The organism is Streptomyces sp. R-07 (assembly GCF_049913175.1).
Taxonomy (GTDB): domain Bacteria; phylum Actinomycetota; class Actinomycetes; order Streptomycetales; family Streptomycetaceae; genus Streptomyces.
Genome location: NZ_CP183978.1, coordinates 7,069,489 through 7,092,578, shown reverse-complemented (window position 1 = coordinate 7,092,578; position 23,090 = coordinate 7,069,489). Strand labels below are relative to the sequence as shown.

14 protein-coding genes are annotated in these 23,090 nt (G+C 74.1%); 7 read left to right on the top strand and 7 right to left on the bottom strand.

What is annotated here, in order from left to right; genetic code table 11:
• Positions 1–103: 103 nt before the first annotated feature.
• The gene (locus ACN9M0_RS32405; RefSeq protein WP_426404678.1) at positions 104–10,051 is read left to right on the top strand and encodes a hypothetical protein; all 9,948 of its coding nucleotides are present in this window, start codon (positions 104–106) and stop codon (positions 10,049–10,051) included.
• Positions 10,052–10,093: 42 nt separating this feature from the next.
• Here ACN9M0_RS32405 and ACN9M0_RS32400 read toward each other — a convergent pair whose 3' ends face one another.
• Positions 10,094–10,375, bottom strand: coding sequence for a hypothetical protein (locus tag ACN9M0_RS32400; RefSeq protein ID WP_366040352.1), 282 nt, complete (start codon positions 10,373–10,375; stop codon positions 10,094–10,096).
• A 462-nt stretch (positions 10,376–10,837) separates the two neighbouring features.
• Between ACN9M0_RS32400 and ACN9M0_RS32395 the strand changes: the two genes are divergently transcribed.
• Entirely contained in the window at positions 10,838–11,818 is a 981-nt protein-coding gene (locus tag ACN9M0_RS32395) for an acetylxylan esterase (RefSeq protein WP_366040351.1), read from the top strand.
• 102 nt (positions 11,819–11,920) lie between these two features.
• Here the strand turns inward: ACN9M0_RS32395 and ACN9M0_RS32390 are convergent, their stop codons facing one another.
• Together ACN9M0_RS32390 and ACN9M0_RS32385 are read right to left on the bottom strand one after the other, a co-directional pair.
• Positions 11,921–12,490 carry a GNAT family N-acetyltransferase gene (locus tag ACN9M0_RS32390; protein WP_426404677.1) on the bottom strand — a complete coding sequence of 190 codons (570 nt, stop codon included), beginning with the start codon at positions 12,488–12,490 and terminating at the stop codon, positions 11,921–11,923.
• 214 nt (positions 12,491–12,704) lie between these two features.
• Complete coding sequence (locus ACN9M0_RS32385) at positions 12,705–13,895, bottom strand: cytochrome P450 (RefSeq protein ID WP_366040349.1); 1,191 nt, start codon at positions 13,893–13,895, stop codon at positions 12,705–12,707.
• 378 nt (positions 13,896–14,273) lie between these two features.
• On the opposite strand from ACN9M0_RS32385, the gene ACN9M0_RS32380 reads away from it, so the two are divergent.
• Positions 14,274–15,359, top strand: a complete 1,086-nt coding sequence (locus ACN9M0_RS32380) for a cytochrome P450 family protein (protein ID WP_366040348.1) — start codon at positions 14,274–14,276, stop codon at positions 15,357–15,359.
• 11 nt (positions 15,360–15,370) lie between these two features.
• Positions 15,371–16,147 (top strand): class I SAM-dependent methyltransferase, encoded by a 777-nt coding sequence (locus tag ACN9M0_RS32375; RefSeq protein ID WP_366040347.1) that lies wholly within the window; start codon positions 15,371–15,373, stop codon positions 16,145–16,147.
• 441 nt (positions 16,148–16,588) lie between these two features.
• Here ACN9M0_RS32375 and opcA read toward each other — a convergent pair whose 3' ends face one another.
• Both opcA and ACN9M0_RS32365 read right to left on the bottom strand, forming a co-directional pair.
• The gene (gene opcA, locus ACN9M0_RS32370; protein ID WP_426404676.1) at positions 16,589–17,500 is read right to left on the bottom strand and encodes a glucose-6-phosphate dehydrogenase assembly protein OpcA; all 912 of its coding nucleotides are present in this window, start codon (positions 17,498–17,500) and stop codon (positions 16,589–16,591) included.
• A gap of 80 nt (positions 17,501–17,580) precedes the next feature.
• Entirely contained in the window at positions 17,581–18,120 is a 540-nt protein-coding gene (locus ACN9M0_RS32365) for a DoxX family membrane protein (RefSeq protein WP_426405358.1), read from the bottom strand.
• A gap of 171 nt (positions 18,121–18,291) precedes the next feature.
• Here ACN9M0_RS32365 and ACN9M0_RS32360 point away from each other — a divergent pair, with 171 nt between their 5' ends.
• From ACN9M0_RS32360 to ACN9M0_RS32350, 3 genes are all read left to right on the top strand, one after another.
• Positions 18,292–19,668 carry a dipeptidase gene (locus ACN9M0_RS32360; RefSeq protein ID WP_426404675.1) on the top strand — a complete coding sequence of 459 codons (1,377 nt, stop codon included), beginning with the start codon at positions 18,292–18,294 and terminating at the stop codon, positions 19,666–19,668.
• A 38-nt stretch (positions 19,669–19,706) separates the two neighbouring features.
• Entirely contained in the window at positions 19,707–20,321 is a 615-nt protein-coding gene (locus ACN9M0_RS32355) for an HdeD family acid-resistance protein (RefSeq protein WP_366040344.1), read from the top strand.
• 135 nt (positions 20,322–20,456) lie between these two features.
• Complete coding sequence (locus tag ACN9M0_RS32350; RefSeq protein WP_366040343.1) at positions 20,457–20,879, top strand: DUF350 domain-containing protein; 423 nt, start codon at positions 20,457–20,459, stop codon at positions 20,877–20,879.
• Positions 20,880–20,888: 9 nt separating this feature from the next.
• Here ACN9M0_RS32350 and ACN9M0_RS32345 read toward each other — a convergent pair whose 3' ends face one another.
• Both ACN9M0_RS32345 and ACN9M0_RS32340 read right to left on the bottom strand, forming a co-directional pair.
• Positions 20,889–21,341 (bottom strand): hypothetical protein, encoded by a 453-nt coding sequence (locus ACN9M0_RS32345; RefSeq protein WP_426404674.1) that lies wholly within the window; start codon positions 21,339–21,341, stop codon positions 20,889–20,891.
• 38 nt (positions 21,342–21,379) lie between these two features.
• On the bottom strand, positions 21,380–22,816 hold the full coding sequence (locus ACN9M0_RS32340; protein ID WP_426404673.1) for a WGR domain-containing protein: 1,437 nt from the start codon (positions 22,814–22,816) through the stop codon (positions 21,380–21,382).
• Positions 22,817–23,090 lie beyond the last annotated feature (274 nt).

The window sequence follows — 23,090 nt, the reverse complement described above, 5'->3', positions numbered from 1 at the left end:
GTCGCTTCGCCGCCTCTCGTCCGTATGCTGGACCACTCGTTCTCGTCGGTCGGCGCCGGTGTCCGGGCGGGCTGAGCCCGGCACCGCAGGCAAAGGGACGCCCATGCTCGAACACTGGTACTTCTTCGCCTCTTTGGGCCTTCCCCCGCAGACGGCCGCGATCCAGCTGGACCATCTCACCGCGCTCGCCGAGGAGCCCGGCACCGCCCGGTCGGAGGAGCTCGTCTCCTCGTCGATCGAGTCCCTCGCGCGGGCGGGGACGGCGACCATGCTGTACGCGCTGCCGCATGTCCTCACGGCGCAGCGCCGGTTCACGGGCGCGACCGAGGTGAACGCGCGGGCGGCCGCCTTCCACCGGGACATCGCCTCCGTCGCGCCGGAGGAGCTGCGAGCCCGGCTCGGCGCGGCGCTGCGCGCGGCCGGCGGTCCGGACACCGCGAAGGCCCTTGCGGCCCTGGAGGACCTCCTTCGGGACATCGGTGAGGGCACGGCCGCCGCGGACCCGTCGACCCCGCCGTACCACGATCTGGTGGAGCAGCTGGCTCCGACCGCGACGCTGGTCGTCGCGCGGTTCCTCGCCGCCCGCGACCCCCGGGCCGCCGGTGAGCTGATGGACGATCACCCGTCGCTGGTGGAGGACGCGTTGAACGGCCGGTACGGACGGCTCGCGCTGCTCCAGGCGGCCGAGACGAGCGCCGTACTGCGTCGCGACACGACCGACAGGATCCGGACAGCTCTCGCGGTGGCCTCGCGCGGCGCCTTCGACATGGAACCCGACCTGCTGGCCACGGCGGCCCGGGTCTCCTTCCCGCTCCTCCGCGAGAGCGCTCCGGCGGAGACCGGCCACGCCCCGGACGCGTCGGCGACCCTGGACGCCCTGGAACGGGAGGCCCTGGCCGGTGAGACGCTGCTCGCCTGGCTGGAGGAGTGGCGGCGCACGGGCGTCCTGCCGGCCGGGGCGGAGAGCGACGCGCGCCGGGCGGCATACGGACATCTCGGCGGCGTCGGCAACCTCGCCTCCTCGGCCATGCCGTCGGTGCTGTGGGAGTCGGCCCTGTGGTCCCTGGCCGCCGCGTACGACCCCGGGGAGACCACCCGGCGGCTCGCGCGCTACTGGCGCGGACCCGATCCCCGGTGGCGCGCCGCCGATCCGGAGTGGCGCCCCGGCACCCCCGGCCGCCTCCCCGTCACGCTGCCGCACACGACGTACGGTCACGTCGTCATACACGCCCACCGGCTCCTGACCCTGCGTCATCCCGTGGGCCAGTACCCCCGGACGACTCTCGTCGACGGTCCCGTGGAGGAGACCGATCCGCGGGTGGCGGCCTGGCTGTGGTCCCCCTGGATCCACCACCACACGCTCCCCCACCAGGCCAGGGCCGGGAAGCCGGCGGCCGGTGCTGCTCCGGCACCGACACCGCACCTGCGGAACGACCAGCCGGAGCAGCTGGTCCGCCTGCTCGCCGCCGCCCTCCTCGCCGCGCACCTGCTGACCCACGCCGAAGGCGACAGCCACGGCCACGGCCACGGCGACATCGACAGCCCCGGCCATGTCGACGGCGACGGTTTCGTCGACAGCGGCTGCGACGGCTCCGGCGACGGGGAGGGGCGCTCGGACGAGGGGACCGGCGAGCGCGACCATCTCCTCCTTCTGATCGTCCACGTACGGGACACCCTCTACCGCTCCTTCGCCGCCCTCATGGAAGCCGTCCACGGCGAGCCGCGCAAGGCGGTCCTGTACGCCGGGCCCCTGACCGCCCTCCTCCTGCACGCCGGCGGCGCCGCCGACTGGATCGGCAAGGGGGCGCGCGCGGCCGTCCATCCGGCGGAGATCGTCCGGGTCGTGTCCGCGCTGCCAGGGGGCACCCCGCACTCCGCGCTCTCCGCCGGGGGAGCGCGTTCCGTCGCCCTGTTCTGGGTGCAGGAGTCCCTGTCGCGAGGCGCGGGCCCGCACAGGACGGAGGCGGGCGGCCGCTGGTTCTCCGGCGACACCCCGCCGGCCGACTCCCTGATCGCGCTCGTCCGCGCGGCGGAGTCCCACCCGTACTCCTACGCGTCGGTGCGCGCGGCACAGCTGCACCGGGACCTGCACGCGCACTCCCGGCACGAGGCCCTGCGCTGGGACTGGACCCCGGACGGCCCCCGCTCCCCCGGTGCCTCGACCGGACCGAAGCTCACGCCGGGGATCCTGACGCTGAGCGGCCCCGGCGACCCCGGCCGTGACTCCTTCTCCGTCGAGGAGTGGCACGAGATGGCCGATGGCGTCTCCAAGCTGCTCAAGGCGGGCGACACGTACGCCATCGTCCCGGTGACCGTGCGCACCCTGCGGCTCGGGGCGCTCCTCGGCCGGCCCGAGCTCGGCGACCAGGGCTCGTACGGGGAGTGGGTGACGGACTGGACCGGTCTCGTCACCTCCCTCAACACGCCCACCCATCTGCCGCGCTACGTGCGCGCCCGGATGTTCGACATGTTCCGCGCGCAGGTCGAGGGCGCGGGCTCCCAGGAGCGGCTGCGCACCGTCCTCGAACACGTGGTGGACGTGATCGTCGACCTGAGCGGCGGCGCGCAGTTCTTCTACGAGCGCCTGTTCGAGGAGCTGACGACGCGCGCGCTGCCGCCGGAGATGGCGAACCGGCTGCGGGTCCGGCTGCTGCGGGCGCTGTACCACCGCTGGGGCGGCAAGCCTCCCGTCGTGGCGCACGACAGCCCCTGGGGCACCTACCTGGGCCGGGTCTCCGGGCGCGGCACGGAGGCGGCGCTCGTCCGGTTCCTGCGGGCGACGGCCGCCGAGCAGCTCCAGGGCCAGGGCACCCCCCTGGTCCGGGTCATGGACGCGCTGTGGATGCGGACCCAGCGCCCGCTCGACCGGCCCGCCGTGCGCGAACCCGCCGGCCGGGTGGCCGCCGACCCCCGGTTCGTCGTGGCCGTCACGCAGGACCGGCGCTCCGGCGAAGCCGTCGTGTACGCGCGCAACGAGAACAGCGGCGTCGGCGAGTTCCACTCCACCCGCCCCTACGTGCGCGACCTGTTCCGCCCGGAACCCGGGGCGGCGTTGCCCGTGCCGTACCCCGAGTCCGGCTCGCACGCGCTCGGGATCGTCTGCTCCGTGCCCCGCCCCCGCGAGCGGCAGTACCTCTGGGTCAACTGCGGGCTCGACCGGCCCGTGGCCTGTGCCGTCGAACCGCACGAGCTGCGCCGGCGGCGCGTCGGGGAGACGGTCGCCGTCCGGTTCACCGCGCCCGACGGCGACGAGAAGGAGCGCCCGACCGTCATCCCGCTCGCGCCGCTGCCGCCGCAGGACGGCGACGTGCGCGACGCGCAGCTCCGCCGCTCCGACCGCTTCCCCTGGCTGCGGCTCAAGGTGCCGGGCGTCCCCACCGACGCGTACCCCCGGGCCTTCACCGAGCAGGGCGTGGCGGCCCGCCGCCGCTGGGACCCCGACCTCGCGCGCGCGTTCCGGGACGAGGCGTCCGCCGCGCCCGTGAACACCCTGGCGCGCTGGCACGAACGGCTCGCGCAGTGGGTGCCGCTGGACGCGGGCCTGCCGGAGCTGGCGGTCGCCGCGGGGACGACGGGGACGCCCGGCGCCGCGGGAGCCGGCGCGACTGCCGGACCGACGGATCACCGCGTCACGGGAGCCGACACGACTGCCGGACTGACGGGGCCGGGCGCCACGGGAACCGACGCCGCCGGATCCTCCCTTTCCGAGCCCACTCCCGTACGCCTCGTGCTGTCCGGGCCGGCGACCGAGCGGTCCGGGTTCGGGGCGGCCTGGCGGTTCGTCACCACGCCCGGGAACTGTTACGTGCTGGGGCCCGCCGCCTGGCACCCCGAGGACTGGCAGCGGCTCGACGAGGCGTGCCTCGCGGCCCCGGCCGGGCTCGTCGTACGGGCCGAGTTCCGGCCCGGGGACAGCCGGCTCGCCCTGGCGGAGCGGGACCCCTTCGACCGGAGCAACGTCCGCTGGCTGGGCGTCTTCGACCACGCGGGCGGGGCCCGGGAGCCGGGCGAGGACGAGGAGCACGGCGAGGACGAGGGGCGCGTCCGGGACCGGCAGGCGCACGAGGAGGCCTTCCTCAGGACCGACCCGGCCGGGCGCCCCGAGTGGCAGATCGACGTCCCCGCGGTCGAGGGCTTCCCCCGTACGGTCAGGGCCACCTTCGCCGGACCGGCCCCGCAGGGGGTGCGTTCGGTCCTGTGCGGCGTGGAGTCCTGGGGCGACGCGGGGGCCCGGCAGGCCGAGGTGACGGTCCAGGCGTTCCGGGAGGACGGCATCCAGGAGGAGAAGCCGAGCCCCGAGCAGTACGCCCGGTACGCCTGCATGCCCACCCGGGAGGTGGTGGAACTGGCGCGCACCACGCGCAACGCCTCCGGTGCCTTCAACACGGCGTTCACCCGCGACGGCCTGCGCGGTCTGATCGCCACGGAGTCACTCACCCTCACCGGTGAGTTCTTCGGGCTGACCCCGGCCTCGCCGCGCTGGGCGGTCGTCCTCAACGACTACGTGGTGGCGCCGAAGGAGACGCAGCGGCGGCCGGCACCGGCTCCGCTGCCCGCCGAGCGGCTGGTGGACCACCGCGTCCCGGCGTGCGATCCGGCGCTCCTCGACCGCGCCGGGCTCACCGGCATCGTCGTGGCGCAGATCAAGGAGGCGGGCCAGGTCGGCCTGGTCCGCGTCTGGTTCGACCTGGGTTCGTACGTGGCGGTGTCGGTGCTTCCGGTGGCCTGCCTGGACGTCGAGGCCCCGCAGACCGGTGACCACATCACCGGCGTCCGCGGCCCCGAGGGCTGGGTGTTCGAGGTGAGGCGCCGGATGCTGCACCTGGAGGCCCTGTGGGAGTGGGCCCCGCGGGCCGGGAACGGCTGGAAGCGGATCGGGCAGGGCCGTGGCGAGGACGGTGGCCCGCTCGACGTGTTCCAGGACCCGCGCGGTCCCCGGCTGGCCGCCGAGCCGGCGTCCGGCGAGCCCGAGGCGGGCGGCCGGGTCAACGCGCGGCGCGGCAGCAACAAGCGGAACGGCGACTCGATCCTGGTCGTGGTGCAGCGGGAGAGCGGCCATCTGGTGGGGTACGCGGCCGGGATCGAGCTCGGGAGCGAGTTCCGGCCCGCCCACCTCGAACAGACCCTGGTGGACGTGTCGGACCTGGGCGAGGATCTCGCCCGCGAGCTCGGACGGCCGGAGGGCACCCGCTTCGTCCGGGCCCGCCGCGAGTTCGAGCTGTCGCCCGTCGGGTCGACGCGCCGTGCCTCCGCCGCCCCGGCCCGGCAGGTCCACGACCCGGTGGCCGAGTGGCTGCGGCTCATCCGGGAGCCCGGGCTGACGCTCACCGGGCAGCTCGGCGGGGAGGAGCGGATGCTGCTGCCCGGCTGTTCGGCGCCGGACGACGACGGCGTCCACCGGCCCTGGCTGGCGCTCGTCGACGAGCCGCGCGCCTGGGTGGCCGGCCGGAACTACTCCCCCGACCGGGTCCGCGCGGTGCCCGTCGAGCACGGGTCCGGCTACCGGGCGTCGTTCCTCGGCGCCCCGCCGCTGTCCGTCGCCGACTTCATGGCGGAGATCGCGCCGTACGCGACGGCGGACGGGCGCCTCTGCGACTTCCGCGACCGGCGGCACACCAAGGGACGACCCCAGTACGTGGGCGTCGAGGAGAGCGCCTCGGGGGCCGTCGCCGGGCGCTTCGAGTTCGGGTTCGGATGGTTCGTCGACATCCCCGTCGAGGCGCTGCTCGTCGGCGGCGAGCCACTGGACCCGGACGGCCTGGCGCTGTTCCACGGCGACCAGATCGACGCCATGGCGTTCACCGCGGACGAGGCCGTGCCGGGCGGGATCACCGTCTCGGTCGACCTGGCGGACATCGCCAAGGGCGTCGAGCGCCAGATCCACCGGGAGGCGACACGGGCGAACGTCGTGCACCTGCTCGACGTCACCGTCGACCGGGACCGCCGGCGGGTGACCGTGAACCGTGCCGTCACCCGCAGCCGCGACCTCGGCCGGACCCGGGAGGACGACCACACCGAGGCGCGTCCGGTGAGCGCCGTACTCGAGGCACGTGACGCCGAGGCCCTGCTCGCCGCCCTCGACGCGGGCACCGAGCGGCGGCTGCTGCTCGGACGGCTCGTCCCGGAGACGGTGGTGCGCCGCCGCCGGGCGCTGCGCTTCGCGACGGTCGTGCCGTCCCCCTCGACGCGCGACGGGGACGCGGGGCTGCGCAGGGACGACCAGCTCTACCTGGAGGCGGGCACCATCCTGGAGACCGTCAACGACCATCTGCTGCGGTTCGCGCTGCCGCGCGAACTGCGCCAGGAGGGCGAGCCGCTGGCCGTGGTGGTGCCCCGGCGGGACTTCTCGCACCGGGAGAGCTGCCTGCGGCGCGCCGCCAAGACGGAGGGCCTCGGCGCCTACCAGGGACGGGCGCGCATGCTGGTCCGGCTCGGGAACCACCACGGCGGCGGTCACACCAACCAGTGGCACGGCATCACGAAGTCGCCGCCCGCGCGCGGCATCGAGACCCTGCGGAGCTATCTCCGGCTGCGGCCGGAGGGCGCGTTCGGCGTCGTCGACGAGGACGCGCTCCGCATCGAGCTCCGCCCCGGTGTCGTCTTCGACATCGCCGGGATGACGGGGGTGGAGGGGATCGCCCCCGGCTCGGTGGTCCGGCTCGCCCTGGACGGGGCCGGGGGCGCGGACGAGGTACGGGTCCACCAGGCGATCCCGGCCGACATCACGTACCTCGACCACAGGCCCCGGCCCGTGGTCGTGTTCCCCAAGGACGGTCTGAAGAGGGCCGAGGACATCCGGAAGGCGGACTACCAGGGCCGGTTCACCGTGGCGGGTCTGCCGGGTCTCAACGCGACGGCGGAGCCGAAGTCCGGCGCCGGGCTGCTCCGCACGCCGCACCCCAAGATCGCGGGCGTGATCCGTGAGGTCCGGCCGAACGGTTCGATGCGGCCCATGTTGGTCACGGCGAAGGACCTGCGCGCCGGCACCCTCGCGTTCGACCCGGCGGACGCCGCGTCCGGGGTACGGGTGGTGCCCGTCGGCGCATCGACGAAGGGGAGCGCGGGTTCCGGCGGCGCGGCGGAGGGAGGCCGGGCCTCCGGCGCTGCAGCGGAGGGAGTGACGGCGCCCGGCAGCGCGGCGACGGTGGGTCCTGCCTCCGGCGGCGCGGCGGAGGACGTGGCGGCCTCGGGCCGTGTGGCGGAGGACGCGGCGGCGCCCGGCGCCCCGGCGGGCGGAGACGCCGCGCGCGGTGACTCCGCCGTCGGTGACTCCGCGCACGGCGAGACGGTCGGCGACGCTCCCGGGCACGCGGACGCTACCGCCGGTGCTCCCGGACGCGCGGGCGCGGTCGTCGGGCGGGTCGTGCCCTGGGCTCAGTTGTCCTTCCTGGACGCGCCCGCGCGGCAGCTCGCGGCGGCGTGCGAGAACTGGGGCTGGCGCTATCACGACTCCCGTACGCGCACCTGGCCCGAGGACGGCGGCGAGCCGGACCGCGTCGACCTGGCCGCTGTCGCCCACTCCACCGACGAGCCGGTGTTCTTCTCGGCGCGCCGGGGCCGGTGGACGCTGCGTCATGAACCGTCCGCCCTGCGCCAGTTCGGCTTTCCCGCCACCGAGCTCCTTGAGGAGACCTTCCAAGACCTGCCCGGCGGCCGGCGCACGCACTGGGCGGTGGCGCGGGCCCACGCGGGCAGTGTCTGGCTGGAGCTCACGCCGGGCCGGGTCGCGGAGGTGCGCGGCGAGCTGGTCCGGTTCACCGACGGCCACTCGCTCGCCGGCCTCGACTGGTCCCGGTTCGCCCCGGGCGACCTGCTGTACGGGCACGTCGAGGGCGGGGTGAACGAGTGCGGGCACCTCGTCCTGGAGGACTGGCGGCCCGGCCTGCGCGGCTCCCTGGCGTTCAAGGACCGGCGTCCGCAGGTCGCCCCGTCCTCACGGGTGCTCCTGCCGGTGGCCCACGCCGACGAGGAGGGCGGCGCGCTCTACCTGGGCGAGGGCGAGGCCACACTGCCGTACCCGGCGGAGCGGGAGCTGATCGCCCGTCACCCCGCCGGCGGTGCCGTCTGGCTGAGCGACGGCAACGAGCTGACGGCGGCCGCCGGTAGCCCCGTGGCTCCCGGGGACGTCGTGCTCCTCGCCCCGGCCCCGGGCGGCGGGCTGCGGATCGCCGGCCTGCCGGGGGCCCTCGTCGAGCTCGCCCCGCTCTCCAAGGAGTGCTGGCTGCGCACGGAGTGGCTGCGCCGCGACCTGGCGGCGAGCGCCGGGGCCGGCAGTGCGGTGCTGAGCGCGCTCGGCGCCCTCCCGGTGAGCGTCGAGACGGTGACGGAGGCGGCGGACGGGTCCGCGCCGGTGGTCACCGTGTCCCGGCGCCGGCAGCGGGGCGGGATCTGGCCCGACGGCACGGTCCTGGCCCGGCCGGTCGCCGAACTGGGCGGCGGACACCTGGTGATGCGGACCGGAGCGGCGCTCGTACGCGCGCATGTGAACGAGCTGCTGCCCGGCCTGCCGGCGGAGGCCGTGGCGGCGACGGCGACGGCCCTCGTCGGGGACCGCCGCCTGCTCCGGCTGCACTGGGACAACGACGCGCAGACGCTCACCAGCGGTCTGGCGACGGACCGGAGCGAGCAGGGCGAGACGGTGGTCCGCGCGCTTCTCGCGGTGAACGCGCCGGACGGCACCTGTCTCGGAGTGCTGTGCCGGGACGAGCGGAGCCAGGCCCTGTGCTGGCTGCCGGCCCGGGACGCGGCCTGGGCCGCCGGGGTGCCCGGCGAGCTGCTCGCGACGCACCTGCGGGCCTCGCGCCGGCTCACCGTCCTGCGCCGCGGCCGCTGTGTGGTCAGCCTCGTCCACCATCCGCTGATCGCCCGCGAGTACGAGAACCTGGCGGCGGGTCAGCTGGCGCGCGTGACCGTCGTGGGCGCGGCGGCGGCCCCGGGAAGGAGGGCGCTGCATGTGTCCGTCGGCTCCCTGGGCGTCCTGGCGCTGTACACGCCGGGCCGGGGCGCGCCCGAGCCGGGCGAGCAGGTCATGGCGGAGGTGGCGCGCCTCGACGAGGTGGCCGGGCGCGGGACCGTCCAGTTCGTGGAGCCGGGCACGCGGCGCACGGTCGTGGACCTGCCGGACTGGCTGTGCCGCGGCCTCGGCAAGCTGTCGCTGCCCACGTTCGCCGCGGCCGCGGAGCACGTCGCCGACCTGGTTCCGGGGGAGTTCGCCACGTACCGCGCCGCCTACCAGGCCGGTCTGGAGGGTGCCGAACCGCCGGCGGGGAGCTCCGCGAAGCAGAAGGTGCTGTGGGCGCTCGGGGCGCTGGAGCAGCCCTCGGGCGAGCACCCGGTGGAGGCGCGCCGGGTGGCCGCGGCCGCGGTCGGCGACTGGCTCCGCTCGCCGCTCGGGCGGACCGTGGTGCTCCAGGAGGACGAGCCGGTCGACCTGGCGCCGGTGCTCGCGGTGTGCCGGATCGGCGCGCTCCTCCCCCAGCAGGCCTCGGGGCTGCCGCGCGGCTGGGTGACCTTCCTCCTGGCCCGGGTCGGCGAGCGGGCGGTGAGCTCGCTGCACACCGAGGCGCTCGTCTCCGAGTGGCTGACCCGCCCGGAGCGGCACGTGCAGGCGGGCGACTGGCGCAGGCTCAGGTCGGTGCCGTTCGCACGCCATCTGTCCTTCGGGCAGGTGGCGTCGGTCGAGGACTTCGCGCGCGCCGTGACGGGGCGCCCGACGATGCTTCAGCACGGCGAGTCGGCCAAGGTGGCGCGGGCGCTGCTCGCGTCGATCGGGCGGCTGCCCTCGGCGGAGCACCTCGACGTGGACGCGCCGCTGATGACCCGGCTGGCGCGGCTCGGTCAGAGCCTGACCCCTCCGCACGGCCAGGCGGTCCCGGAGTGGCAGCCGCTGGTGGCGCAGTTCCGTGAGGTGCACACCATGTTCCCGCAGGTGATGCGGCTGCCGCTCACGCTGATGCCGGCGTACGTCCCGCTCTCGGCCGAGGGCGCGCGGTACGGGGCGGCACTGCTGCGGGAGGCGGAGGCGGCGTCGGCATCGACATCGGCGCCGTAGCGGGAGCGGACGTGAGCGCGGCGCGGCGCTCGCGCCCCCGCTTCAGGCGCTGTTGGCGTCCAGCAGGCGGCGGGTGCGGTCGCTCGCGCCGCTGAGCGTGAGGGGGACGCCGAGGCCGGCGCACATGCGGTGGGCGCGGGCCAGGGCGCTCAGCGTGGCGGGGCTGGGGTCGGCGGCCGGGACCGCGATGACCACCCGGACGGGCCGGTGCTCCTGGACGAGGGCCTGGATCTGGAGGGCGGCCGCGGCACGGTTGGTGACGTCCAGGTCACGATGGAGCGTCACGTGCAGGGCGTCGTGACGTACGGCGTGGCTGATGAGCAAGGTGTCCCTCCGCACAGGAGACGAGGAAGGCCCACAGCGAGACGTCGGCGTGGGCGGTTCGTCCGAGGATGTCACGAGTGGCGGCCCGACGGCGTTCTCGTGACGTTCACCGCGCGGAGTGTCCGTCCGGGCGGCCGTCCGGCCGGAGGTCCAGGCGGAGGTCCAGGCGGAGGTCCGTACGGCCGTCCAGGTGGCCGGAAATCCACGTATATGAATCGCCGGAATCAGGTCCTAGGGGGTGTCTTGCCGATCAGGCCGGATCAGGGAGCGGCGTCTCGTGCCGTGCATCGCAAGGCGGAGGAGGGAGTCATGGCGGAGCCATGCCGACCGACGACAACGCGGCGAGGTGCGGTGCAAGACGCCGCGAGCCCGGCCTGATCGGCAAGACACCCCCTAGGGTGGGGAGGGCCGGGCCGACCGGTCGAGATATCGAACGAGACCCTCACTCACCAGGCGGTTTCCATGACCCAGTTCGACCTGCCCGTCGACCGACTCCGCACCTACCGCAGCACGTCCGTGGAGCCCGAGGACTTCGACGCCTTCTGGACGAAGACCCTCGACGAGGCTCGCGCGCACGAGCTGGACGCGCGCTTCGAGCCGGTGGCGACGGGGCTCGCCACGGTCGAGGTCTTCGACGTGACCTTCGCGGGGTTCGGCGGACACCCGGTCAAGGGGTGGTTCGTCCTGCCGGCCGGCACGGCCGAACCGCTTCCGGTCGTGGTGGAGTTCCTCGGGTACGGCGGCGGACGGGGCCTGCCGCACACCCATCTGCTGTGGGCCTCGGCCGGGTTCGCGCACTTCGTGATGGACACGCGCGGGCAGGGCAGCGGCTGGGCCACCGGTGACACCCCGGACCCGGCGGGCAGCGCGCCGTCGGTCCCGGGCTTCATGACGCGGGGCATCGAGGACCCGTACGCCTACTACTACCGGAGGCTCTTCACGGACGCGGTGCGCGCCGTGGAGGCGGCCCGTTCGCATCCGCTGGTGGACGCGAGCCGGACGGCGGTGACGGGCGGGAGCCAGGGCGGCGGCATCACGCTGGCCGTGGCGGGTCTGGTACGGAACCTGGTGGCGGTGGCGCCGGACGTGCCGTTCCTGTGTGACTTCCCGCGCGCGACGACGATCACGGACCGGACGCCGTACCGCGAGATCGGCAACTACCTCAAGACGCATCGCGGCCGGGTGGAACGGGTCCGGGAGACGCTGGCCTACTTCGACGGGGTCCACTTCGCGGCCCGCGCCACGGCGCCTGCCCTGTTCTCGACGGCCCTGGAGGACCTGACCTGCCCGCCGTCGACGGTGTTCGCGGCCTTCAACGCGTACGCCGTGGAGGAGAAGGCGATCGAGGTGTACGACTTCAACGACCACGAGGGCGGCGGCACGTTCCAGCAGGCGGCCCAGCTCGGCTGGCTGCCGGGGAAGCTGCGCCAGGGCCTGTCCTGAAGCCGGCCCGGTCCGCACGGGGCGGCCGGGGAGCGTGACGCGCAGGCCGGAGACGTCGCCGGCCGGGTGGGCCCGACGCCCGGCCGGCCGACGCGTGGCGGCTCAGCCCGCATCCGGCCGCCGTATGTGCAGGTGGCCGTCGTGGGGGAAGGCGGGCGGCGAGGCGGGCAGGATTCTGTCGCAGACGTACCGGCACTTCTGCGCGACGCGGCACGATGCCACGTTGTCCACCTGGTGCAGGAGTTCGAGACGCTCGAGGCCGTCCGGTCCGAAGGTGTCGAAGGCCCAGCCGGTGAGTGCCTCGAGGGCGCGGGGCGCCACTCCTCGCCCGCGGGCGTGTGCCGCCGTCCAGTAGCCCACCTCGGCGGAGGGCTCGCCACGGGTGACCTGCTTGATGACGACGTTGCCCACCAGCCGCTCGGGGACGTTTCCCGTCCGCCCTTCGAGGACGGCGAAGCTGAACCGGTCTCCCCCCGCCCAGCTCTCCTGCCGGCCCCGCACCCACCGCGCTCCGTCGGCGTCGTCGTCCACGGTGTGGCTCGTCCAGCGGCGCACTACGGGGTCCCGGAGCACGTCGACCAGCGCGGGAACGTCCTCCATGTTCCAGGGACGGAGGAGGAGAGCGGGAGCGGCCTGCGTCGCGGCCGCGCGAAGTATGACGGGAGCGTTCACCGCCGCATCGTATGCGGCGTGATCACCGCTCGCCGCCGGATTCGTCCGGCGCGTGTCCTCATCCTTGAACCGGCCGGGGGTGGGGACGGGGATGGGGCCGGAGCCCGGGCCGCGCAGCGGGCCCGGGCTCCGGCGGGGTGCACGTGAGCCGTACACCGGCGTGCTGCCCGCCTCCCGGACGGGCGTCACGCTCGTGGGTTTCAGTGCCAGTACTTCATGGTCGAACCTCCTCCCCCGCTCGTGGACGCAGTGTGACCTCGAAGCGGTCGAGACCGCGGAGGGTCAGATTGCGCCGGTGGTCCGGTTCCGCGACGGCCCGTGCGTCCGGGTAGTCCCTGGCCAGGGCCCCGAGGACCGATCCGGCGAGCCGGATGGCCATGGACGCGCCCAGACAGGCATGGGCCCCGCGTCCGAACCCGAGGTGCGGGTTCGGGGCGCGGTCGAGTCGCAGTTCTGTGGGGTGGTCGAACCGCAGCGGGTCGTGGTTGGCCGCGCCCAGGAAGAGCGTGACCGGATCACCCGCCTTGATGGTGACGCCACCCAGTTCGGTGTCGGTGACGCAGACCCGGGCGTCCGCCTGGACCGGTGCGTCGTACCGGATGAGTTCGTCCACGGCCGCGGCCGGGCTCGCCCGGAACGCGTCGAGCGCGCCGGGAGTGGTGAGGAGGGCGGCCGCGGCGTTGCCGAGGAGCCGTGAGGCGGATTCGTAGCCCGCGTGGAGGACGGCGCGCAGACTGTTCCGCAGAACCGTTTCTGCCACGCCGCTGTCCGCCGCGTGCTCGGCCACGTGGGCGATGAGTCCTTCCTTGGGCGGATCCGCGAGCCACCCGCCCGCGTATTCCGCGAGCCGGGCCCGGGCGGCGACGGCGGGCTCGTGCTTCTCGGGCCACAGCCCGGCGTCCATGCCGTCGACGACGGTACGGGACATGGGCACGAACCAGTCGAGCTCGGGCGCGGGGACGCCGAGGAAGGCGGTGACGAAGCGGAGGGCGACCGGTTCGGCGAGCTCCCCGACGAAGTCGAAGGAGGGCCGTCCGGCCAACTCCGCGAGCAGGTCCGCGATCTGGTGGTCCAGGCCGTCGTGCAGGGCATGGCGGTCCTGGGCGCGGAAGCCGTCGAGCAGCAGGTGCCGGATGGCGGTGTGCTCCGGCGGGTCCAGCGTCTGGACGCTCAGCAGCGGTGCGGGGATGTCCTCGCCGGCGCGGCGCCAGTCGGAGGCGAAACGGTTGCTGTCGGTGAGCACCGCGAGGCAGTCGGCATGGCGGGTCAGGACCCAGGAGCCGAGCAGTTCGTGCCAGAAGACCGGCGTGGTCTCCCGCATGTGGGCGTAGGCCGGGTAGGGGTTCCGCAGGATCGACGGACGGGCCAGATCAAGAATCGGGTCCACGGCTGCCGCTTGCTCCACGAAACGTCTCCCCCTGTGCATCGGGCCTGGTTGAGGCCTTGGCTGCTTACCGAGTTGAGCGCACGAGACGCCGGATCACCGGTGGGTGGAACGCCTCGTTGGTGCTTCACCGACTGTTCGCCGGTGCTTCCCCGTACATCATCCGAGCCGAGCGCCGGTGACGCTACCACGCAACTGGGGTGGCTGGTATGACTACCTGCCTCAGAACTTTCACAAAGCTTCGGGGAGTTACGGAAGATGACCGGCAAAGACCAGACAATCGTTCACGATGTCCCGGTAAACGTTGCTCAACAGCCCAACCCCTACCCGCTCTTCGAACGCATCCGTGAGTACGGAGTCGTCCAGCGCGTCCGGCTGAATCCCACTCTTGAAGTCTGGATGGTCACCGGCTACGACGAGGCGGTGGCCGCGCTCACCGACCCCCGCCTCAGCAGCAGCCCCGTCGGGGTCAACGGACTCGAGGAGGAGATGGCCCACCAGGAGCGCACCAACGTCCTGATGGCCAGCATGCTCGTGGCCAACGGCGAGGACCACACCCGGCTGCGCAACCTCGTCTCGAAGGCCTTCACCTTCCGCCGCGTGGAGCAGCTCGCGCCCCGCGTCCAGGCGCACACCGACGCCTTCCTCGACGCGATCGCGCAGCGCGGATCCGCCGATCTGGTCTCCGAGTTCGCGCTGCCGCTGCCGATGGCCGTGCTCAGCGAGCTCATCGGCATCCCGGCCGAGGGACAGCCCGACTTCGCCCGTCTCGCGGTCGGCCTCATCATGCCGCCCAACACCCCGGAGCGGCTCGCCAAGGGAGCCAAGGCGCGCGCCGAACTCACCGAGTTCTTCGAGCCGTTGATCGCCGCGCGCAAGGCGGACCCGAAGGACGACCTACTGAGCGCGCTCTGCGCCGCGCAGGCCGAGGAGAAGATCAGCGACCGCGAGCTGACGGCCATGGCCATCCTGCTCACCCTCGCCGGCCACGAGACGACGGCGAGCCTCATCGCGAACGGCGTCCACGCCCTCCTGCGCCACCCGGAGCAGTTCGCCGCGCTGCGCGACGACCCCTCGCTGCTGCCCGGGGCGATCGAGGAACTCCTGCGCTACGAAGGCCCGGTGAGCCGTGGCGTCGCGCGCTTCACGGTCGACGCGTACGAGATCGGCGGGGTCACCGTCCCGCCCGGCGAGATGATCATCATCGGGCTCGCCGCGGCCAACCGCGACCCGGCGCGCTACGACCGTCCCGACATCCTCGACGTGGCCCGTCGCGAGGTGCCGCAACAGCTCGCTTTCGGCCATGGTGTGCATTTCTGCCTGGGCGCTCCGCTGGCCCGCGCGGAGGCCAGGATCGCCATCGGAACGCTGCTGCGGCGCTTCCCCGACCTCCGGCTCGCCGACCCGGACGCGGACCTCAGCCGGCGCGAGGGCATCCTGCGCGGCATGGCGACGCTCCCCGTGACCTTCACCCCGCAGGCGTGAGGGGGACGACGGTGACGTCTCCCTCACCAGCCCGCCCGGCGGCGGAGTTCGACGAGATCGCCCCGGTGTACGACGAGTCGCGCGGCGGTACGGCGCGTGCCGCCGGCTTCGCGGAGCAGCTCGCGCCGCTGCTCGACCCGGCCCGCCCGGTGCTCGACATCGGCGTCGGGACGGGCATCGTGGCGGCCGAGCTGGCGGCGCGCGGGCATTCCGTCCTCGGCGTCGACCTCTCGCCCGGGATGCTCGCTCGGGCGAAGGCCCGGCTCGGCGCGCGAGTGGCCGTGGGCGACGCCTGCCGGCTGCCCGTGCGGAGCGGGTCGGTGGACCAGGCGGTCTCGACCTGGCTGCTGCACGCCGGCCCGGACAACCGGGCCGTCCTGGCCGAGGTCGCACGGGTGCTGCGGCCGGGCGGACGCTATCTGGTGATCCCCGCGGGCGGGACGCGCCCGACGGACGACATCGGCGTCCTCGTCGGGGAGCTCGAGGACCGCCTCGATCCGGAGGGCAGCCGCCGCGACGCCCCGGAGGCGCTGGCGCCGATCGCCGCGGTGCACGGCCTGGTCTACGAGGGGACGGCGTCGGAGCGCCCCACGTCCTTCCGGGTGTCGCCCCGGGCGATGGCCGAGTCCCTGACGCGCGGTCTGTTCACCGGCGCCTGGGCGGTGGGCGGCGAGGCCACCCGCCTGGTCGACGAAACCAGGTCCCGCCTGCTGGCCCTACCGAACCCGGACGTCCCCCGGGTCAGAGAGGCGGCGGACGTCGTCCTGGTCTTCAGCCGTCGGGCCTGACGGGGGCGGGACCCGTTGCGGGCGGCCGCCGCGCTGGGCCGGGCCCCCTCCGTTGTGGGCAATCGTTCCGCTGGGGCGGAACGGGTGGGCACAACGGACGGCGCCCGTTGCCGGGCCTAGGCTTCCGCGCCCTGACACGCACCGAATGCGAGCCACGCAACGGGTGCGGGTTCAGGCGCGGAACGCGGAGGCGCCGCCGAGGGCGCCGTCCCGTGTGCCCACCCGTCCCGCCCTGGGGCCCCCCGGACGAAGTCTGGGGGGGGGAGGGACGATTGCCCACACGGCGGGTGGGCAGGGGCACCGGACCGGCGGGCGCGGGCCCACACGGCAGTGGGCAGGGGCACCGGACCGGCGGGCGCGGGCCCACACGGCGGTGGGCAAGGGCACCCGACCGGCGAGCGCGGGCCCACACGGCAGTGGGCAAGGGCACCCGCGGGACGGTCAGACGCGCCCGCGCAGCGCTGCCGCGTAGGCCTCGTCCGGGTCGAGGCGGCGGAGTTCCTCGGCGATCAGCTCGGCGGTGGTCCGGACCTTCAGGGCGAGGACCCTGCTGGGCTGTCCGGGGATGGCGAGCCGCGCGACCGGGCCCTCGGGCCGGTCGATGCGGATCTCGCCGTCGGGGGTGCCCATGCGGACGGCCGTGACGACGGGGCCGTCGGTGACGACCCGGTCGACGGGGACGCCGAGCCGGACCTCGAACCAGCGGGCCAGGAGTTCGGCGCTGGGGTTCTCCGCCTCGCTCTCGACGGCGGCGGAGGTGACGGTGAGCGGTGCCTGGTCGAGGGCGGCGGCCAGCATCGAGCGCCACGGGGTGAGCCGCGTCCAGGCGAGGTCGGTGTCGCCGGGAGCGTAGGAGGCGGCGCGGCGCTCCAGGGCTGCGAGGGGGTCCTCGACCGCGTACATGTCGGTGATACGGCGCTGCGCGAGCGAGCCCAGCGGGTCGCGGGACGGCACTTCGGGCGCGTCGACGGGCCACCAGATGACGACGGGCGCGTCCGGCAGGAGCAGCGGCAGGACCACGGAGTCGGCGCGGGCGGCGAGTTCGCCGTGGAACCGGAGCAGGACCGTCTCGCCGGAGCCGGCGTCGGTGCCGAGCCGGACCTCGGCGTCGAGCCGGGTCCCGTACCGCTCGCGGGGGGTGCGGGCGTGGCGCTTGATGACGACGAGGGTGCGGGAGGGGTGTTCCCGGGAGGCCTCGTTGGCCGCCTTGACGGAGTCGTAGGCGTTCTCCTCGTCGGTGACGACGACGAGGGTGAGCACGGCGCCGACGGCGGGGGTGCCGACGGCCCTGCGGCCCTGCAGGATCGCCTTGTTGATCTTGCTGGAGTCGGTGTCCGTCAGATCGATCTTCATGTGCGGCGCCCGTCCCTTCCTCTGCGGCGAGCCTAACCCTCCCGCGCGGCGGACGCGTGCGGGTCCCCCCGAGTAAGGCCTCAGGCCGGTTCCGGGTCGGACTCCGGGTCGGGGGACGCCTGTTCCTGGGCGCGGCGGCCGACGACGGCGGCCGCGGCGATCGCCGTGCCGAGGAAGGCGGTGGCCACCACCCAGGGGCGGTCGAGGACGTGCCCGGTGGCGTGGTCCAGGGAGTACCGTCCGGCGCCGGCGATGCCGATGGCGGCGGCCGTGAAGCCGAGGAAGGCCGGGTACTCGTAGCCACCGCCCTGGGCGAAGAAGCCGGCGGGGGCGTGGACGGCGACGGCTCCCGCCATGGCGCCGGCCGCGGCGGCGCCGGCGGCCGGGGTGGCGAGGCCGAGGGCGAGGAGGACTCCGCCTCCCGCCTCGCCGAGACCGGCGGCGATGGCGCTCTGCCGGGGCGGGTGGAAGCCCATGGCCTCCATCGCCTTGCTGGTGCCCTCGATGCCGCCGCCCCCGAACCAGCCGAGGAGCTTCTGCGTGCCGTGCGCGGCGAGCACGGCACCGGTGCCGACCCTCAGCACGAGCAGTCCGAGATCGCGTCGGTTGGGGTGGCCCATGAGGTTCTCCAGGTGCGGGAGGCGGTCACGTACACCGTCCACTGTCTTCCGGCCGGCTCCCGGGCGCTTCCTGAACCCCATCCCGGATGGTCCAGATGAGTCATGTTTTGCGGCTTTTACCCTCTATTGCTTGACTGAGTGGGCTTTCGTCCCCGAGGGAAGTGGGTCCGCATGTCCGCCGAGTCCGCCGAGACCGCAGCCCTGCGGGAGAGGGTCCGGGCGCTGATGCCGCGGGCGAAGGAGGACCTGACCGCACTGGTGGCGATGCGCTCGGTCGCCGATCCGCGCCAGTTTCCGCCCGAGGAGTGCGCGAAGACCGCCGACTTCCTCGTGCGGGCCTTCACGGAGGCCGGGCTGCGGGACATGCGCCGGGTGACGACCCCGGACGGCACGGACGCGGTGGTCGGGCACGCGCCGGGCCCCGAGGGGGCGCCTACGGTGCTGCTCTACTGCCACTACGACGTGCAGCCGCCCCTCGACGACGCCGCCTGGCAGACCCCGCCCTTCGAGCTGACCGAGCGGGACGGGCGCTGGTACGGGCGCGGCGCCGCCGACTGCAAGGGCAACATCGCGATGCACCTGACGGCGCTGCGCGCGCTCGGCGGGCCGGACGGACGCGGCTTCCCGGTGAACATCAAGTTCGTCGCGGAGGGTTCGGAGGAGCAGGGCACGGGCGGCCTGGAGCAGCTCGTGCCGCTCCAGCCCGAACTGTTCGCCGCCGACACCCTGTTGGTCTGCGACACGGGCAACTTCGCGCTGGGCCTGCCCACCGCCACCACGTCGCTGCGCGGGCTCACCAACGTCGTCGTGACCGTCTCCACCCTCAAGGGCGAGATGCACTCCGGCATGTTCGGCGGCCCGGCGCCCGACGCGCTGGCCGCGCTGATCCGGATCCTCGACAGCCTCCGCGACGAGCACGGCAACACGACCGTCAAGGGGCTCGCCGGCGACGGCACCTGGGACGGGGTGGACTACCCGGTCGCGCAGTTCCGCACCGATGTGGGCGTCCTGGACGGCGTGTCCCTCGTCGGCACGGGCTCGGTCGCCGACGAGCTCTGGGCCCGGCCCGCCGTCACCGTCCTCGGCATCGACTGCCCGCCGGTGGTGGGCTCCTCGGCCGCGATCCAGGCGAAGGTACGGACCAGGGTCAGCCTGCGGGTGCCGCCGGGGACCGACGCGGACGAAGCCCTGCGCGCCCTCACCGACCATCTGACCTCGGCAGCCCCGTGGGGTGCGCTGGTGGAGGTGGAGCCGGAGAGCGCCGGTCAGCCGTTCCGGGCGCGCACCGACGGCCCCGCCTACCGGGCCCTGGCGGCGGCGCTCCGCGCGGCGTACGGGAAGGACATGGTCCAGTCGGGGCAGGGCGGGTCGATCCCGCTGTGCAACGTGCTCGCCGCGCACTTCCCGAAGGCGGAGATCGCCCTGATCGGCGTCGAGGAGCCGGGCTGTCTCATCCACGCGCCGAACGAGAGCGTGGATCCCTCGGAGATCGAGCACATGGCGCTGGCCGAGGCCCTGTTCCTGAGCTCCTACGCCACTCCCCTCTGACCCCGCACCTACCGCAACGAAGGGACCGGTGCCCTCCCATGACACAGACTCACGACAGTCCGTACGGCCGCTCCGCGCGAGGGGACCTGCCACCCGGGCCCCTGGGACTCCTTGCGGGCTTCGCCTGGCAGGCCCTGCTCGTCGCCGGGCTCGTCTCGCTGATCCTCGGCGCCATGGTGCTGGCCTGGCCGGAGGCCAGCCTGCGGGTGGTGGGGGTGCTGTTCGGCCTGTACCTGCTGCTCAGCGGTGTGATGCAACTGGTCGCCGCCTTCGGCACGCACGCCACCACGGCACTGCGGGTCATGGCCTTCATCAGCGGCGCGCTGTCGATCCTGCTCGGCCTGTTCTGCTTCCGCGGCGCGACGCAGTCGACCCTGCTGCTCGCACTGTGGATCGGGATCGGCTGGCTCTTCCGCGGCATCACCCAGACCGTGGCGGCTGCCTCCGACCCGGCCATGCCGGCGCGCGGCTGGCAGGTCTTCCTCGGCATCGTCAGCGCGCTCGCCGGGATCGTGCTGATCGTGTCGCCGCTGGAGTCGGCCACGGTGCTCACGGTCCTCGGCGGCATCTGGCTGCTCGTCGTCGGCGTGGTCGAGGTCATCACGGCCTTCATGGTCCGCTCCCGCGCCAAGGACCTACCGCCGGGCGCCTGAGCACGTACTCGGCACCTCGGTCCGCCGTCCGCCCGATCTCCGGGCGGACGGCGGATCTCGTTCACCCGTGCGCTACATTTTGCCGGTCCTTGACCACCGATCCCCCGCGATCACCACGTTCGGAGCCGGCACTTCATGAGCGACATCGTCAACGGTCTCGGCCGGGCCGGCGCCTACGGCGCCCTCGGCGTGGTCCTGCTGATCCTCGGCATCGTGCTCGTGGACGTGCTGACCCCCGGGAAGCTCGGGCGCCAGATCTGGGAGGACCGCAACCGCAACGCCGCGACCCTGCTGAGCTCGGCGCTCCTCGGTATCGGCGGCATCGTCTTCACCTCGATCTGGACGACGTACGACAACTTCGGCAAGGGACTCGTCTCGACGGCCGCGTTCGGCCTGCTCGGTCTGGTGATGATGGCGGTGGCCTTCCTCGTCGTCGACCTGGTCACGCCGGGGAAGCTGGGCGCCACGCTCGTCGACCCGGAACCGCACCCGGCGGTCTGGGTGACGGCCTCCTGCAACATCGCGGTCTCGGCTATCGTCTCCGCCTCGATCGCCTGACGGCCCCCCTCACGGGGCCATGGGCTCCACTTCCAGGAAGCGGCGGCCGCGCGGCCCCTTGTAGAGGAGGGCGTCCCAGCCGAGCCGCGCGAGGACCGGCACGCACGCGCCCAGGGCCGCCGCCTCCTCCTGGGCGGCGCCCGTGCCCGGCGGGCCGAGCCACTCCACGACGGCCGTGTCGGGCCGGTCCCCCGCTCTGACCCGGTAGCCGGTGGAGAGCCGGGCCCCGGAGGAGTCCGCGGACGAGGGCGTGATGCCGCCGGACTCCAGGGCGAGGGCCACCGCGCGGACCGGCCGCCGGCGCTCCCAGTCGGCGGGCGCGGTCCTCGGGTCGCCGCCCTGACGCAGGGTCAGCCGCCTGATCTGGAGCAGCCCGTCGACGGCCGCGCGGATCTCCCGCGACCGCTGCTCGGCCTCGGCCGGGGGCAGCGGCGGCCCGTCGCCCGTGGCCGCCTCGAACACGCCCGCGCCACCGCCGGCCCCGACGCTCCCTCCGCCGGTCACAGGAGTCGCCGGATGTCGCCGCGGACGCGGTAGAACCCGCCCGCGGCCGGGTGCAGGGCGTCGACCACGTACCGCGCGCCGGGCTCCCGGATCGCCCGCGGGAACTGCACGTTCCACGCGGAGTCGTACCCCTGCGAGACGACCCGCACCCGGGTGCGGCCCGACTCGGTCACGCACTCCACGACCACGGAACCGGCCGGGGCGTCGCTGACGGTGGTCACGGCGGTGACGGTCGTGGCCGGCTCGTACACCGGCAGGGCCGCGGCGAGCTTGATGTCCCGCGCGACCGGGACCGTGCCCTGCTGCGCCGCCTCGATCGCCGCCTCGCTCGCGTCCACGCAGACCAGCGAACCGTCCGTGGTCACCAGGTAGAGCTGCTCGTCCCGGTACTGCATGGAGAGCGCCGAACCGCCGCCCGTGCCGAGCTTCCAGAGCCGGGTGCCGTCCTCCGCGAAGCAGTAGACGGAGGAGGCCGAGTCGGCCGCGAAGACGAAACGGCCGCCGGGCGAGGTGGCGCAGGAGTACACCGGGCTGTCGCAGGAGTACACCGCCTCCACCCGCCCGTCCTTCTTCGCGAGCCGCTGCACCTTCTTGCGGGACGTGCCCGCGTAGACCGCGGTGTCCTCCTGCCAGCCGAAGAGCACTCCGCCCTCGGTCGCCGTGTGCCACAGCTCGCCGCCGCCGTCCGGCGCGTGGGCGGCGACGCCCCGCGTGTCCCCGTAGTAGACGGCGTCGCCGTCGGCGCGGACCATCCAGGCGTGCTCGCCGGCGCCGGCGCGCGCCCACTGGTGCTCGTCCTCGTGGTCGATGACGGTGAGCCGGCCGGAGCGGTCGGCGACGTGCAGGACGCCCTCGTGGATGTCGAGCCAGAAGATGTCGACGTCGGTGGCGATGTCGTACGCGGCGAAGGGGAGCTTGGACGAGAGGTCGTACACCTTGCCGTCGTCGCAGCCCGCGTAGATCCAGAAGTCGTCGGCGACCAGGCACTTGACGCCGTCCGGCAGGCTGAACCGGGCCTGCACCTCGCCGGAGCGGTCGAGCGTGAAGACGTCCCCCGCCTGGTTGCCGACCCAGCAGCGCTCCTCGTCGACGTGGATGCCGAACGCGGCCGATCCGGTCCGGAAGCGCCAGAGGACGGGGGCGACGGCCCGCGCGGTGGAAGGCGCGGAGCTGACCTCACGGCGCGTCACGGGGCGCGCGGCACGCTGTCCCGGGACCGCGGGGGCGTATCCCTTGCGGACCTTCTCGCCGATCTTCTTCGCCGCCGCGGCCTGGGCCTTCGCGGCCGTGGGGAACGTGGAGCGCTGGGTCTGCCCGTCCGAGCCGATCCGGCCGTAACGGACCGACACCGCGAGGTCCTGGACGGTCACTTCGTAGAACTTGTGGGCACCGCCGCCGTCCTGCGACAGCTCCAGATAGGTCGTCGTCGTCATGATGAGAACGGTAGGGGCGACCACTGACAACGGCCTCGGGTGAAGCCTTGGCCAAGGGACCAAAGGCCCGGACATTCGGGACGTTCGTCGTGGCATTTCGGACATTCACCCCTGTGACCATGGCGGGTGAAGATCATCCGACGAGCCGTCACCTCAGCGACGGCCGGAAGGGCCTCATGACCGAGCCACAGAAGCGGCCCCTGCCTGTCCGCACCCGCCGGAACACGGACGGCATACCGATGAACGATCTCTTCCGGTCGGACCCGGCGCGGTC